Consider the following 14388-nt stretch of genomic DNA (forward strand, 5'->3'; position numbering starts at 1 on the left):
GATCCGTTCACTCCGCCTTCGCCGCGCCGGGCTGGTCGCACTCGCAGCGTTCCGGCGACCAGCGGGAGCGGCGCAGCGCCTCGTCGCCGATCGGGTTCACACCGACGCCCGCGGCCAGCGCGTGCCCGGCGAGTGCGTGCAGGCACTTGACGCGGGTGGGCATGCCGCCGGCGGAGACGCCGACGATCTCCGGGACGTCCCCGAACCCGGCACGGTCGGCGAGATACGCCTCATGCGCCCGGCGGTAGCCCTCCGCGACGTCGTCGTCCTCCTCCAGCAGACCCGCGAGCTCCGGCATGACCTGCGTGGCCTCGAGGGTCGACATCGCAGCCGTCGCGGCAGGATGGGTGAGGTAGTAGAAGGTGGGGAACGGCGTACCGTCCGGAAGCCGCGGCGCGGTGGCGACGACCGTCGGGTTGCCGCAGACGCAGCGTGCGGCGATGCCGACGACGCCTCGCGCGACGCGACCCAGCTGCGCGGAGACGACCGCGATCTCGGCGTCCGTTGGCGTGGCGAAGGGGGGCGTGGTCACCCCACAAGGGTAGAGGACGCACCTGTGCGGAGGCCGTCGGCCGTGCCGCGACGGCTCTTCTGGGACCGCCCGATCACGAGGGCGTCCGGAGAAGCTCCGCCCCGAGAGGCGACGTCAGTTCGCCGGCACGTCGGTCACGCCCTGGGTGAGACCGGCGGAGGTCAGGCTGCGCAGGATCTGGGGCATCCAGTCCGACGGCCGCTCCTCGATGGTGTCGCTGACCGGATCCTGCTCCCGCGGGACGAGCGCGGGATCGAGGTCGTCGTCGACGAGATAGATGACCTCGCCCGGCTTGTAGTAGAACAGCCGCTCGCGCGCCTGGGTGGTGATGTACGCCGGGTCCTTCCAGCGCTCCCGTTCGAGCTTGAGCTCGGCGATCTTCTCGGTGCTCACGTGCGCGGACTGCTCGAGCGCCGCGATCTTCTGCCGCTGGTCGAGGTACGTGCCCAGGGTCGGCACGAGGACCCACGCCCCGAGCACGACCAGCGACAGCATGATCACCATGAAGCCGGAGAGGCGGATGCCGCCGACCCAGCCGCGCACATCGACCGTGCGCGCACCGCCGCGACGGGAGGGGCGCGATGGCGGCGCGGGATCCGTCCGCCCCGTCCCGGAGGACGAGGGGCCGGAGGACGACGAAGGGGGAGTCGGCCGACGTGCCATGACTCCCCCTTCGCTGAGATCCCTGATGCGCAGGTAATCCCTGATCAGTCCTTGAAACGCGGGAAGGCGGAACGCCCGGCGAACACCGCGGCGTCACCCAGCTCCTCCTCGATGCGCAGAAGCTGATTGTACTTCGCGACGCGCTCGCTCCGGGCAGGCGCACCGGCCTTGATCTGGCCCGCGTTGGTGGCGACGACGAGGTCGGCGATCGTGGTGTCCTCTGTCTCGCCGGAGCGGTGCGAGAGCATCGCGGTGTAGCCCGAGCGCTGGGCCAGGCTCACCGCGTCGAGCGTCTCGGACAGGGTACCGATCTGGTTGACCTTGACCAGGAGCGAGTTGGCGACGCCGCGCGCGATGCCGTCGGCCAGACGGGCCGGGTTCGTGACGAACAGGTCGTCTCCGACGAGCTGGACCTTGGTCCCCAGCGCGTCCGTGAGGGCCTTCCAGTTGTCCCAGTCGTCCTCCGCGAGCGCGTCCTCGATCGTCACGATCGGGTAGTCGTTCACCAGTCCGACGTAGTACTCGGTGAGGGCTGCGGCGTCCCAGTCCTTGCCATCGAGGCGGTAGACCCCGTCGGAGAAGAACTCGGTGGCGGCGACGTCGAGGCCGAGGGCGATGTCGGTCCCGGGAGTGAAGCCGGCCTTCTCGATCGCCTTGACGAGGAAGTCCAGGCCCTCGCGGTTGCTGGGCAGGTCGGGCGCGAAGCCGCCCTCGTCGCCGAGACCGGTCGCGTAGCCGGCGGCCTTCAGCTCCGCCTTGAGCACGTGGTAGGTCTCCACGCCCCAGCGCAGCGACTCCGAGTAGGTGTCGGCACCGATCGGCGCGAGGAAGAACTCCTGCATGTCGATGCCGTTGTCTGCGTGCTCGCCGCCGTTGATGACGTTGAACAGCGGAACGGGCAGCACGTGCGCGTTCGGTCCGCCCAGGTAGCGGAACAGCGGCAGGTCCGCCGAGTCGGCGGCGGCCTTGGCGACGGCGAGGCTGACGCCGAGGATGGCGTTCGCGCCCACGCGCTTCTTGTTCTCGGTGCCGTCGACCTCGATGAGGATCTCGTCGACGATGCGCTGCTCGCTCGCCTCGACGCCCTCGAGCGCCGGGCCCAGCTCGTCGATGACCGCCTCGACGGCCTTCAGGACGCCCTTGCCCCCGTAGCGGCTCTTGTCGCCGTCGCGGAGCTCGTACGCCTCGAAGGCGCCGGTGGATGCGCCGGACGGAACGGCAGCGCGCTGCACGATGCCGTCATCGAGGAGCACCTCCACCTCGACGGTCGGGTTGCCGCGGGAATCCAGGATCTCGCGAGCGCCTACAGCCTCGATCAGTGCCACGGATGTGCTCCTTGCTCAAAGGGAAGGGAAGGTGGAGCGACGTCGGTCCGCCGCCCAGTCTAGCGACCCGACCCCGTCCCACGACGAGACTGCATCTGCGTCGCGAGACTGCAGGATTTTCGCGCTGCCTCGTGACGCAGATGCAGTCTCGCGGGCAGTAAGGCGCAGGCCGGGCGCGGCGCGGCGGGGCCGGGCGCGGGGCGGGCGGAGGGGCGCGGGACGGGGCGGCGGGGGTCAGGCGACGACGGCGAGGGCGAAGCCGTCCCAGCCCTTGACGCCGACGGTCTGCAGGGCGGTGGCGTCGAACCGGGGATCCTCCCCCAGCATCCGCAGCCCCGCACGGGTGCCGATGACCTTCGGATCCGTCGAGCGCTCGTTGACGATCTCGCCGTCGCGGCCGATGTTGTCGAGCACGATGACGGTCCCCGGGCGTCCGAGGCGCGCGGCCCAGTCGAGGTAGAGGGTGTTGGACTCCTTGTCCGCGTCGATGAAGACCAGATCGAACGGCTCCTCCCCGACGAGCCGAGGGAGCACGTCCTCCCCGCGGCCGATCCGGATGTCGATGCGATCGCCGACCCCCGCCGCATCGACGTTCGCCCTCGCGACCGCGGCATTGCCCGGCTCGGCCTCGATCGTGACGACCCGCCCTCCGTCGCCGATCGCGCGGGCCATCCAGATCGTGGAGTAGCCGCCGAGCGTGCCGATCTCCAGGACGCGCCGCGCGCCGCCGATCCGGACCAGCAGGCTCAGGAGCTTGCCGCCGACCGGGGCGACCTCGATCGCCGGGAGCCCCGCGGCGTCCTGCGCGGCGAGCGCGGCCTCGAGGGCGGAGTCGCGGCCGACGAGGGCCTCGGCCAGGAACTCGTCGGAGGCGCGCCAGTTCTGCGGAGTGGAATCAGCCATGCCCCCAGCAAATCCCGCCGCGCGCGCCGCGTCAATCGCCTTCTCCACGGCGGCGCGTCATCACGCCGCGCTCACGCCGGCGTCACGCCATCGGCCTCGCACCTCGGCGTCATGCCATCGGCGGGGTGGTCTCCGCCCGTGGGTCGGCGAGCGGCGGCTGCCTGCGGAACTGGCCGCTGAGCACCAGGACGACGACCACCACGGCGCAGACGATCCAGCCCGCGGCGCCGAGAACGCCGGACAGCACCGGATCCGTCGTCGTCCCCGCGGCGAAGAACCACACGAACATCCCCGCCGATGCGTTCAACGCGCCGTGCGCGAAGACGGCCGGCCAGACCGATCCCGAGCGCAGTCGCAGCCAGCCGAGCAGGATGCCCCAGGCGACGCAGCCGCCGACCATCGTCAGCACGCCCGTGATGTCGGTGCGCCCGAAGTTGTAGCCGAGCAGGATGATCGGCGCGTGCCACAGACCCCACACGACGCCGCTGAGGACGAGCGCCGGCCAGGTGCCGAGCGGGCGCAGCGCGGGGAGCAGGAAACCGCGCCAGCCGAGCTCCTCGCCGAACGCGGCGAGCGCGTTGACCGTCGCCGCCGCGATCGGGATCGACACCAGCTGGGCGAGGACGATCACCACGGCGGGCGGCAACGGCGTGCCGGGCGGGGTCTGCGCGGCGAGCACCTCCTGGAATCCGGACAGACCGATCAGGTCCAGCCGGATCCACCCGAACGCCCCCGCGACCAGGACCGTGACGAACACGAGCGCGACCGGCGCGAGGAGCCCGAGCACGACCAGCCAGATGACGCGCTTGGCCGGGCGCAGCGGCCAGATGCCGAGGAACCGCAGGCGATGCCCCCGACCGGGGATCCGCAGGATCAGCATGACCAGCAGCGTCGCCACCGCCGGGGTGTACATCATCACCGGGAGGAGCAGTCCCGCGTACGGCTCACGCAGGCCGTCGCCGAGCCACAGCGGCAGCGCGACCAGCCAGGCCAGCCCGCAGGCCAGGACGACGTAGAGGAGCACGGCGCCCCAGGGGACGCGATCGAATCCCACAGACGTCGCCGACGCGGCGGGCTGCGCGGAGGGCGGCGTCTGTGCCTGAGGCGGTGTCTGTGCCGGGGGTGGTGTCGAGGTGTCATCGGTCATGGTCTCGTCCTTTCTCCTGAGCCGGATCCGTATGCTGTACCGGCCTCTGCGCCGGGCTCTGTGCCGGGCTCTGCGCCGGGCTCACGACGGCCGTCAGCGCGGCGGCGGCGCGACGCGCGTCCTCGACGGTGACGACGAACGTCCGCCCGTTGCGACGGCGGACCTGGAGCGCATCACCGGCGCGGAGGACGATGCCCGTCCGCCCGTCGAGGCCGATGCGCCATCCCCAGCCCCCGAAGTCGGCCATCGGGGAGACCGGGACGATGCCGACGTCCGCGATCTCGGCGGCGGGGATGCGGACGCGCGGCCAGCCGAGGACGGAGCGGACCGACAGGCCGCCGGAGGACACCCGCACGCGGAAGACGAGCGTCGCGAGGATGAACGCGGTGGCGATGCCGAGGATGAGCGCGGGCACCCACCAGGACCGCACGCCGCTCGCCGCGAGGACCACGGTCAGGCCGATCGAGAACAGCGCCACCGCCCCGAGCACGATGCGTCCGGCCATCCCGGTCGTGGCCGTCCCGATCCAGGCGATCCGCTCCCCCGGCGTGAGCGGTGCCGCGGCCACAGGGGTCGCACGCACGGGGCTCGCCGTGATCCGCGGCTGCAGGAACCAGCCGGCGACGGCGAGAGCGACCAGCACCCCGAAGCCGAGGGCCGCCCAGGGGCCGATGTCGGGCGTCCGCGTCGCGTCCGTGAGCCCTCGCTGCATTCCCGCGGTGGCGATGGACACCGTGCCGAGGAGCCCGGCGACCCCGAGGTTCACGGCACCGAGGAGCCGTCCGGTCGCCGACCATCGAGGCACGTCGTCCTCGTCGGCGATCACGCCGCCCCGTTCCGGCGACGCTCCAGGCAGGTGGTGGGCGACGAGCCCGAGCACGCCGATCAGGAGGACGACGCCGATCCCGATCAGCGGAGGCATCAGCGCGCTCCAGCGCGGACCGAGCCCGTCCACGCCGCGAGAGCCCCAGTGCATGGCCACCGGGTCGGGGAGCTCGGGCAGCCAGACGGCGACGATCGTCAGCGCGACGACGAGCAGGGCGAGCGGCGTGTACAGCCCCACCCATCGGAACGCGGTCCTGGCACGGCGGATCTCCGAGGTTGACGAGATCATGGCGTCGCCTCCTTCACGAGAGCGGCGAGGGCGGTGGGCGAGAGGCCGAGCTGGGCGGCGTGGCCCACCAGGGCACGGATGTCCTGCGCCAGCTCGGCGAGCGGCGCGGCGGAGGTCGAGACGATGGCGCCACGACCCCGTCGAAGGTCGATGAGGTCCTCGTCGCGCAACTGCTGATAGGCGCGCAGGACCGTGTGCACGTTGATCTCCACGGCCGCAGCGACCTCGCGCGCCGGAGGCAGCCGGTCGCCGGGGGCGAGGCGCCCTGCGGCGATGTCCGCACGGACGGAGGCGGCGACCTGCTCGTAGATGGGGCGGGCCGCTGTGGGGTCGATCCTGATCAGCATCAGGCCTCCCTTCACCCTTAATTCTATGTCAAGTAGAACTATTGTGAAGACCCTCCAGCAGATGCGCCTGAATCGTGCACCTCCGACACACTGTTTTCATGCGCATCACTCCCCGCCGCCTCGCCGTCGGCATGAGTCTGTGGATCCCCAACCTGTTCAGCGGCATTCGCGTCCGCCGATTCAGCGAGGACTGGACGCATGCGACCGTCGAGCTGCACGTGAACCTCTTCACCCGCAACTACGTCAAGACCGCGTTCGGCGGATCGATGTCGGCGATGACCGACCCCTACTTCTTCATGCTGGTGATGCACCAGCTCGGCCGCGACTACGTCGTCTGGGACACCAGGGGCGAGATCGAGTTCCTGAAGCCGGGCCGGGGCGTCCTGACCGCCGAGTTCTCGGTGTCCCGGGAGAAGGCGGAGGAGATCCGGGAACGCGCGACCGGCGGCGCCAAGGTCCTCGAGTGGTTCGAGACCGTCGTCACCGACCGGGACGGCGACGTGGTCGCCAGGGTGCGCCGCGAGGTCTACATCCGCGAGAAGAAGCGCGTGACCCAGGCCCGTCCGTAACCTCCAGGGTCACGACACCGAGATCGACGCGGGCCGCCCGTCGCCGCAGCCGCACGAGCCGCGCAGCAGCAGCTCGACCGGCAGCATAGGGTTCCGCGGACCGAGGCCGGGGTCGGCCAGGCGCTCGGCGAGCAGACCCATGGCCGCCCGGCCGAGTCGTTCCATCGGCTGCCGGACGGTCGTGAGCCCAGGGTCCGTCAGCCGTCCGGCGTCGATCCCGTCGAACCCGGTCACGATGACGTCCTCCGGGATGCGGTGCCCGGCGGCGCGCACCGCCTCCATGACGCCGAGCGCGGTCTGGTCGCTCGCGCACACGATGGCGCGGGGCGGCTCCTCCGCGGCGAGCAGTCGCGCGGCGATCTCCCGGGACGCCGCCCGCGAGCCGGCGTCGACGACGGTCGGCCCGGGGAGCGGGACGCCGGCGCGCGCGAGCGCGGAGTCCAGCCCTCGGCGACGCGCCTCGTGCTCGTAGCCATTCTCGGGCCCTGCGTACCAGAGGGCGCGGACCCCGTGCACGTGAACCAGATGCTCCGCGAGGGCCGCCATGCCCCCCTCGTTGTCGACGACGACCGAGTCGATCCCGTCCCGCCCGCCCCCCGGCTGGGAGACGAGGACGACCGCCTTGGTCTTCGCGAGCTGTGCGAGCTGGGCCTCCGAGATCGTGGACGGCAGCACGACCACCCCGTCCACCCGCCGCGCGATCTCATCGAGCGAGATCCCGGCCTCACGTCCCAGCTGCCACCCCACCACCAGCGGCAGCCGGCGCAGCGTGCACTCCAGCTCGACGCCGCGCAGCACCTCGTCGGCGAACAGCGGGTACAGGCGCGGGCGCACCGGGCCCTCCGAGTCCGCCGCCCGATCGGCGTCGATCAGCTCATCGGGCTCATGACCGCTGAAGGAGTAGAGGCCGACGGCTCCGGTCTGCCGTTCGGCGAGCCCCCGAGCCATGCCGCTCGGCAGGTAGCCGAGCCGGTCGACGGCCTCCCTCACCAGGTCGAGCGTCGCCTGGCTGAGCTTCTCGGGACTCCGGAAGTACCGCGAGACGGTCGCCGTGGAGACGCCCGCCGCGGCCGCGACGTCGTACACGTTCGCCGGCTTCATCGTCGGCGCACCTCCTCGCTGATCGGCGGGAACAGCCTAGCCGGACGGCGAGGAGCGCCCTCCGGGCATCGAACTGTTGACGGGGTAAATGTACGCGCGTACACTCCTCGCAGGCCATCCGTTTCCGGAGGCCGCTGCAACGGCTATGCGCCGAGGAGACGATGATGTCCGCACCCGCGCTCGACCCGACCGCCCCGCCGACCCCTGTGGCGACGGACGACGACGAGATCCCCGGCCACCGGCAGCGCTGGTGGTTCTGGGCCGCGTTCACCCTCGCCTGGCTCGCGAGCGGGATCGCACAGGGCATCGCGAGCGTCGCGGTCCCCCAGCTGCTGAAGGAGTGGGACCCCGCGGGCGCCACCGGGAACCTCAGCATCCTGCTCACGGTCGGCGGGGCCGCGATCCTGGTCACCACCCCCGTCTTCGGCCGCCTCAGCGATCGATCGATGTCGCGCCTCGGCATCCGCCGCCCCTGGATCCTGTACGGCTCCCTCATCGCCCTGGCCGGGTACGTCGTGCAGGCCGTCGCCGACTCGCTCCTCATGCTGGGTGCGGGACTCGTCCTCGTCCTCATCGGATGGGGCGCGGTCTCGATGATCGTGCACACCCTGTTCGCGGATCAGATCCGGCGTCGCATCCGGGCCATCATGTCCGCCGTCACGGGAGCGGCGAGCACCGTCGGCATCCTGCTGGGCGTCGCAGCCACCGGGGCGATCGCGGGTCTCGGCCAGGCGCCGATGTTCCTCATCCCCGGGGTGCTCTCCGTGATCCTGGCGATGACGCTCTTCTTCGCCCTCGACGACATCCATCGCGACGCCCCCGCCGATCCCCTGCGCTGGCGTCACGTGGCGGAGACCTTCTGGCTCAGCCCGCGGCGGTACCCCGACTTCGCCTGGGCGTGGGCCTGCCGTTTCCTGATGACCGCCTCGATCATCTCCGTGACGAGCTACCTCTACCTGACGATCTCCAGTCGATTCGGCCTGAGCGATCCGGCACAGATCGCCGCGGTGCAGACCCAGGCGACCGGGGCGTTCACCCTCTTGAACCTCGTCATGGCCTTCGTCTTCGGGGTGATCTCGGACCGGACGGGCCGGCGCAAGCCCACGGTCGTGATCGGGGCGCTGATGAGCGCCGTCGGCCTCGTGCTGGCGGTCGCGTTCGGCGACACCCTGTTCTTCCTCATCGGGATCGCCATCGTCGGCGCCGGGCAGGGCGCCTACATCGCCGCCGACGTCGCGCTCATGACCGAGTGCCTCCCCTCGACGGAGGATGCGGGCAAGGACCTCGGGATCGTCGCGCTGGCCTACCTGGTGCCGGGGATCGTGGTGCCCGTCTTCGGGTTCTTCGTCACCAGGATCGGCTCGCCCACGGGCGAGAACTTCGTCGCCCTCTACGTCACGGCTGTCATCATGGCGGTGCTGGCCGCGTTCGCGGTCACCCGCGTGAAAGGAGTGCGATGAGCAGCTCCCCCCGGCCCACCCGCCCTCGGCTCACCCGCGGTGCCCGCCGCGAGCACCGCGCGCTCACCCGCGCCCCGGGCATGCCATCGCCCACGCATGAGGGCGTCGTGGTCGATCGCGACATCCGCGTCCTCGGCGAGGACGGCAGGGCGCTCCTGACCGACCATTGGCACGCCAGGGACGCCGACGCGACGACCCTGCTCATCCGCACTCCCTACGGTCGGGACAGCGTCGCCGGACCCGCGCTGTTCTTCGCCGAGCGCGGGCACCACGTCGTCGTGCAGAGCTGCCGCGGAACCTTCGGCTCGGAGGGCGTCTTCGATCCGCTGCACGACGAGGCATCGGACGGACGGGCGACGCTCCGCTGGGTGCGCGCACAGCCGTGGGCCACCGGCCCCGTCCACACCTGGGGCGGGAGCTACTTCGGGGTCACCCAGTGGGCGATGTGCGAGGCCGACCAGCGCCCGGACGCCCTGGGCATCGCGGTGTCGGCGCGCTCCTTCGACAGCGCCATCATCTATCGCGGCGGCGGGTTCGCGATGGAGACGGTCCTCGCCTGGGCCTACGCCCTCGACCTTCAGGAGCGCAGGCCCCTCTCCCGTCTCTGGGCGATGCTCCTCGCCCACGGGCGCCTGCGCCGCGGATCGTTCGCGATCCCGCCGTCGGATGCCGGGATCCGCGCCCACAGCGGAGACCCCGCGTTCCTGCGCGACTGGATCGCGCACAGCGACCCCGGCGACCCCTGGTGGGAGCCGCTGCACTTCGCCCAGGACCCCGCGACGATCCCGCCCGTGGCCCTGCTCGCGGGCTGGCAGGACCTCTTCCTCGAGGGCCAGCTGGACGACTACGCCGCCCTCCGCCGGAGCGGGGTCCCGGTGCGGCTCGCGGTTGGCGACTGGCGGCACGGAGCCCCGGAGACGCTCGCCCTCGGCACGCGGGAGGCCCTGCGCGGCTTCGAGGACCCGACGGCAGGACCGGCCGTGCGCATCGAGGTCACCGGCGGCGGCGGGTGGCACGAGCTCGCCGAATGGCCGCCGCCCGGCGACGAGATCGCCTGGGAGGCCTCCGCCGACGGCGCCCTGCAGAGGCGCGGAGGCCCGCTCCGCACAGCATCGGCGACGTACGTCTACGATCCGGCGAACCCCACCCCCAGCGCCGGAGGGCGGAGCCTCAACCCCTTCACAGCGGGACGCCGGGATCAGCGCCGTCGTGAGCGACGCGAGGACGTGCTGGTGTTCACCGGACCGAGGCTCGCCGAGGATCTGGTCCTCGGCGGCACGCCCGTCGTCGAGCTCACCCTCGCCTCGACGAACCCGCGCGCCGACGTCTTCGTGCGCCTCTGCGATGTGGACCGGCGGGGACGGTCCCTCACCGTGACGGACGGCTACCTGCGCCTCAGCGCGGACGCGGCCTCCGGCGAGCGCCGCCGCGTCCTGCTGGACCTCGCCCCTGCCGCGCACCGCTTCGCCGCCGGCCACCGCCTCCGCCTCCAGGCCTCCTCCGGCGCGCACCCGCTACGGCTGCGCAACCCCGGCACGGACGACCCGGTACGGGACTTCAGCCGGCTCATCCCGAGCCTGCAGACCGTCTCGCTCGGCGGAGAGGACCCGCTGCTGCTGCGTCTCCCCGTCATCGCCCTCCCGGCGGTCCGGTGAGGAGACCCTGCGGCGAGGACACCTGTCCTGTCGCGAGGACACCGGCCGTTCACCCGCCATGGGCATGATGACCCGATGCCCCTCCTTCGCCGTCTGAGCCTTGCGGACGCCGTCGCCATCGGCCTCGGCGCGATGATCGGCGCCGGAGTGTTCGCGGTGTGGGGACCGGCGATCGGCGCGGCGGGAAGCGGGGTCGGGATCGCCCTGGCGATCGCCGCGGTGATCGCGTTCTGCAACGCCACCTCCTCCTCCCGGCTCGCCGCCGCGTATGCCGTCTCCGGAGGCGTCTACGCGTACGGCCGGGCCGAGCTCGGACCGTGGTGGGGGTACGCGGCGGGCTGGTGCTTCGTGATCGGGAAGCTCGCGAGCTGCGCGGCGATGGCGATGACCTTCGCCGCCTACGTCGCACCGTCCTCCTGGCGGATCCCCGTCGCCGTGGCCGCGGTCGTGGCGCTCACGATCGTCACGAGCGTGGGCATCACCCGCACCGCTCGGCTGACCCGGATCCTGGTGACCGTCGCGCTCATCGGCCTCGCCGTCGTCGTGATCGCGGCCGGCATCGCCCTCCCGGACGCCGACCCGGCGCCGCTCCCCGACCCCACCGCCTACGGCGTGCTCCAGGGCGCGGGGCTCCTCTTCTTCGCCTTCGCCGGCTACGCGCGGATCGCGACGATGGGCGAGGAGGTCCGCGACCCCGCCACGACGATCCCGCGGGCCGTGTCCATCGCCCTGGGCGCCGCGCTGGCGGTCTATCTCCTCGTCGGCGGCGCCGTCGTGCTGACGCTGGGCGGCGACGCCGCGGCCTCCGCGTCCCCGCTCACCGACGTCGTCGCCCGTGCCGGCTGGGGGGCGGGCGCCGACGTCGTCGTCCGGGCGACGGCCGCCGCGGCGTCCCTCGGCGCCCTGCTGGCGCTGCTCGGCGGAATCGGCAGGACGACTCTCGCCATGGCCCGCGAGCGGGATCTGCCGCACGCGCTCGCCCGCATCGATCCCGTGCACCGCGTCCCTCGCCGCGCGCAGCTGGCGGCGGGGGTCGTCGTCGTGGCGATCGTGCTGGTCGCCGACCTCCGCGGAGCCATCGGCTTCTCGTCGTTCGGCGTGCTGCTCTACTACTTCGTCGCCAATGCCGCCGCGTTCGCGCAGCGGCCGGAGGGGCGACGGCTTCCCCGCGCGCTGCCCGTCGTCGGCGCGATCGGATGCCTGACCCTCGTCCTCGCGCTCCCGCCGCTGTCCTCGGCGATCGGCGCCGCCGTCGTCGCTGTGGGCCTGCTCCTCCGGGCGCTGCGCCTCAGTCTCGACCGGCGGCGCGGTACGCCGATGGCGTGAACCCGAGGACCGTGCGGAAGTCGTTCGTCAGGTGCGCGTGATCGGCGTAGCCGAGGTCCGCGGCGATGGTCGCGAGATCGGCCCCCGGATCCTCCCGCACCAGCCCCGCCGCCTCCTGCAGCCGACGGCGACGGATCATGGCGGCCGGCGACACCCCGACGTACCGGTGCGCCATCCGTTGCAGGGTCCGCAGGGAGACGGCGAGCCGGGCCGCGGCGCTCTCCGGATCCCGCACCGACGAATCGGCCATCAGCAGCTCGGCCATCGCGTTCGCCTGCCGCGCAGGCTCGGACACCGTCCCGACCCGATCCGCCAGCCAGGACCCGAGCACCGCGGCGGCGCGTTCCCGATGCCCGTCGCCCGAGCCCATCGCGGCGACGACGGCCGCGTGCAGCCCCGGCTCGTCGAGCGTGCGCTCGTCGTCGCGGAGGGCGGCCGGCTCGTCGATCAGCGCCGTGACGGCGGCCGGGCGGAGCAGCGCCCCCACGGCCCAGCCCCGGCCCGTGAGGTCGCGATGGCTCAGACGCGTGGACGGCCCCACCAGCGAGACGCCGTGCGGCTCGACCACGAGGTTGAGCGCGGGATAGGCCACGAGCTCCTGCCGGGAGGACCGCCCTGCCTCGATGTCCCACTCCGGGATCCAGATCCACACGGCGAGCTCGGCTGCCCCCTCCGGCGCGGGAAGGCGATGGAAGCTCGGAAGGCGCGCGGGATAGAGCACCCCACGGGTCGGATCCACCATGGCACCAGCGTAGGGCCGGAAGGATGGCGCGGATCTTCAAGCCGCCGCGCCCCCGCCGCTCCTACCGTGGACCCATGACCGAGAACAAGAGCCCAGAGACCGGCACGACCCCCACGACCGGCGTGACCGGCGTCCACACGACCGGCGGCCGGCCGAACACGGCGACCTCGCTGACCCCCTTCCTCGCGATCCCCGGTGCCGCCGAGGCGATCGCCTTCTACCGGGACGTCTTCGGCGCCCGTGTCGTGGACGTCACCGAGTTCGGCGGAGTGGTGGCGCACGCCGACCTCGACTTCGGGCTCGGCCTCCTCCAGCTCGGCGAGCCGAGCCCGGAGTACCGGCTCGTCCCCCCGCCCTCGGGCGAGGAGGACTGCTACTCGATGGGGCTGTACGTCGCGGACGTCGACGCCGTCGTCGATCGGGCCGTCGCCGCGGGCGCGACCGTGCGCGAGGCGCCGTCCACCTTCGTCTCGGGCGATCGGTTCGCGAGCATCCGCGATCCGTTCGGCGTGCGATGGTCGGTCATGACCCGCGTCGAGGACCTCTCCGAGGAGGAGAGCGCGCGCCGCGTGGCCGAGTGGGCCGCGACGTTCACCCAGGCACCCACCGAGGTCGCTCCCGGCGAGGTCACGGCCGGCGAGGTCATGCCCGGCGAGTGAGCGCCTGCGCTGCTCCCCGCGCGAGAGCGGGGAGCAGCGCGTCGGCGGTGCGCCGATACCCGAGCGCGCTCGGGTGGAACCGATCGAGGCTGAACATCGTGTCGGGCTCGTCGAAGAACATCGGCCCCACGGCGCGGCGCAGATCGACGGCTCTCGCCCCGCCTCTGGTCGCCGCCTCCATCTGCGCCTCGGCGAGCCGGCGTGAGAGCCGCGAGGCGAGATGGCGGAGCGGCTGAGGGACGGGGCGCAGGGCGCCGAGGTCGGGGCACGTCCCGACGACGACCTCGACGTCTCGGATCCGGAGGCGCGAGATCGCCTCCTCCAGGTGCCTGACCGACACCGATACCGGGATCCGGTGGGTCACGTCGTTGCCACCGACCACGATCACGGCGACGTCCGGGCGATAGCCCGCGGGGAGGCCGTCGAGCTGGGACTCCAGGTCAGGGGACTCGGAGCCGACGACGGCCGCCGTCCGCAGCCGGACCGGCCGACGGGCGCGGCGCGCCAGCCCCTTCGCGAGACGTCCGCCGAGTGTGTCCTTGCGCCGCTCGGCGCCGAGCCCGGCCGCGAGCGAGTCCCCGAGCACGAGCAGCTCCAGCGCCGGACCGTCGAGCCGGCGGCGCCAGACCCGGTCCGCGTCGATCGCGTCCTCCCCCAGCGGCTTGCCGATCCGCCGGCGGGCGATCGCCGCCTGCCTGGTCAGCGTCACCCCCGCCGCGACCGCCGCGGCCGTCACCCCCGCCCCGACGGCGACGACGATCCCGGCGGTCGATCCGATGCCCCGTGCGCGAGCCATGCTCCGATGACACCTCGTGCAGATGAACGGACGGTGACGGCGCGGCTCC

Annotated in this window: 15 protein-coding genes; 5 read left to right on the forward strand and 10 right to left on the reverse strand. The window is 72.6% G+C overall.

The window, feature by feature from the left end; translation table 11 throughout:
* Window positions 1-7: 7 nt before the first annotated feature.
* From J2Y69_RS01075 to J2Y69_RS01105, 7 genes are all read right to left on the reverse strand, one after another.
* Entirely contained in the window at window positions 8-532 is a 525-nt protein-coding gene (locus J2Y69_RS01075) for a DUF501 domain-containing protein (protein ID WP_310016647.1), read from the reverse strand.
* A 114-nt stretch (window positions 533-646) separates the two neighbouring features.
* Window positions 647-1195, reverse strand: coding sequence for an FtsB family cell division protein (locus tag J2Y69_RS01080; RefSeq protein WP_310016649.1), 549 nt, complete (start codon window positions 1193-1195; stop codon window positions 647-649).
* Window positions 1196-1239: 44 nt separating this feature from the next.
* Window positions 1240-2520, reverse strand: coding sequence for a phosphopyruvate hydratase (gene eno / locus J2Y69_RS01085; RefSeq protein WP_310016651.1), 1281 nt, complete (start codon window positions 2518-2520; stop codon window positions 1240-1242).
* Window positions 2521-2754: 234 nt separating this feature from the next.
* Window positions 2755-3423, reverse strand: coding sequence for an O-methyltransferase (locus J2Y69_RS01090; RefSeq protein WP_310016653.1), 669 nt, complete (start codon window positions 3421-3423; stop codon window positions 2755-2757).
* A 109-nt stretch (window positions 3424-3532) separates the two neighbouring features.
* Window positions 3533-4570, reverse strand: a complete 1038-nt coding sequence (locus J2Y69_RS01095; protein ID WP_310016655.1) for a CPBP family intramembrane glutamic endopeptidase — start codon at window positions 4568-4570, stop codon at window positions 3533-3535.
* Entirely contained in the window at window positions 4560-5684 is a 1125-nt protein-coding gene (locus tag J2Y69_RS01100; RefSeq protein WP_310016657.1) for a DUF1648 domain-containing protein, read from the reverse strand. The genes J2Y69_RS01095 and J2Y69_RS01100 overlap by 11 nt, the downstream gene beginning before the upstream one ends.
* Window positions 5681-6031 (reverse strand): GntR family transcriptional regulator, encoded by a 351-nt coding sequence (locus J2Y69_RS01105; protein ID WP_310016659.1) that lies wholly within the window; start codon window positions 6029-6031, stop codon window positions 5681-5683. Before J2Y69_RS01105 ends, J2Y69_RS01100 begins: the two co-directional genes overlap by 4 nt.
* 98 nt (window positions 6032-6129) lie before the next feature.
* Here J2Y69_RS01105 and J2Y69_RS01110 point away from each other — a divergent pair, with 98 nt between their 5' ends.
* Complete coding sequence (locus J2Y69_RS01110; RefSeq protein ID WP_310016661.1) at window positions 6130-6600, forward strand: DUF4442 domain-containing protein; 471 nt, start codon at window positions 6130-6132, stop codon at window positions 6598-6600.
* Window positions 6601-6609: 9 nt separating this feature from the next.
* Here J2Y69_RS01110 and J2Y69_RS01115 read toward each other — a convergent pair whose 3' ends face one another.
* Complete coding sequence (locus J2Y69_RS01115) at window positions 6610-7701, reverse strand: LacI family DNA-binding transcriptional regulator (RefSeq protein ID WP_310016663.1); 1092 nt, start codon at window positions 7699-7701, stop codon at window positions 6610-6612.
* Window positions 7702-7865: 164 nt separating this feature from the next.
* Here J2Y69_RS01115 and J2Y69_RS01120 point away from each other — a divergent pair, with 164 nt between their 5' ends.
* The 3 genes from J2Y69_RS01120 (at window position 7866) to J2Y69_RS01130 (ending at window position 12142) form a co-directional block, all read left to right on the forward strand.
* Entirely contained in the window at window positions 7866-9161 is a 1296-nt protein-coding gene (locus J2Y69_RS01120) for an MFS transporter (RefSeq protein ID WP_310016665.1), read from the forward strand.
* Window positions 9158-10816 carry a CocE/NonD family hydrolase gene (locus tag J2Y69_RS01125; RefSeq protein WP_310016666.1) on the forward strand — a complete coding sequence of 553 codons (1659 nt, stop codon included), beginning with the start codon at window positions 9158-9160 and terminating at the stop codon, window positions 10814-10816. The genes J2Y69_RS01120 and J2Y69_RS01125 overlap by 4 nt, the downstream gene beginning before the upstream one ends.
* A 75-nt stretch (window positions 10817-10891) precedes the next feature.
* Window positions 10892-12142, forward strand: a complete 1251-nt coding sequence (locus J2Y69_RS01130) for an APC family permease (protein WP_310016668.1) — start codon at window positions 10892-10894, stop codon at window positions 12140-12142.
* On the opposite strand, the gene J2Y69_RS01135 is transcribed toward J2Y69_RS01130, so the two are convergent.
* Window positions 12105-12884 carry an AraC family transcriptional regulator gene (locus J2Y69_RS01135; protein ID WP_310016670.1) on the reverse strand — a complete coding sequence of 260 codons (780 nt, stop codon included), beginning with the start codon at window positions 12882-12884 and terminating at the stop codon, window positions 12105-12107. The genes J2Y69_RS01130 and J2Y69_RS01135 overlap by 38 nt on opposite strands.
* Window positions 12885-12958: 74 nt before the next feature.
* On the opposite strand from J2Y69_RS01135, the gene J2Y69_RS01140 reads away from it, so the two are divergent.
* Window positions 12959-13543 (forward strand): VOC family protein, encoded by a 585-nt coding sequence (locus J2Y69_RS01140; RefSeq protein WP_310016672.1) that lies wholly within the window; start codon window positions 12959-12961, stop codon window positions 13541-13543.
* Here J2Y69_RS01140 and J2Y69_RS01145 read toward each other — a convergent pair.
* Window positions 13527-14339, reverse strand: a complete 813-nt coding sequence (locus tag J2Y69_RS01145; RefSeq protein ID WP_310016674.1) for an SGNH/GDSL hydrolase family protein — start codon at window positions 14337-14339, stop codon at window positions 13527-13529. The genes J2Y69_RS01140 and J2Y69_RS01145 overlap by 17 nt on opposite strands.
* Window positions 14340-14388 lie beyond the last annotated feature (49 nt).

The organism is Microbacterium resistens (assembly GCF_031456305.1).
GTDB classification, from domain to species: Bacteria; Actinomycetota; Actinomycetes; order Actinomycetales; family Microbacteriaceae; genus Microbacterium; species Microbacterium resistens_A.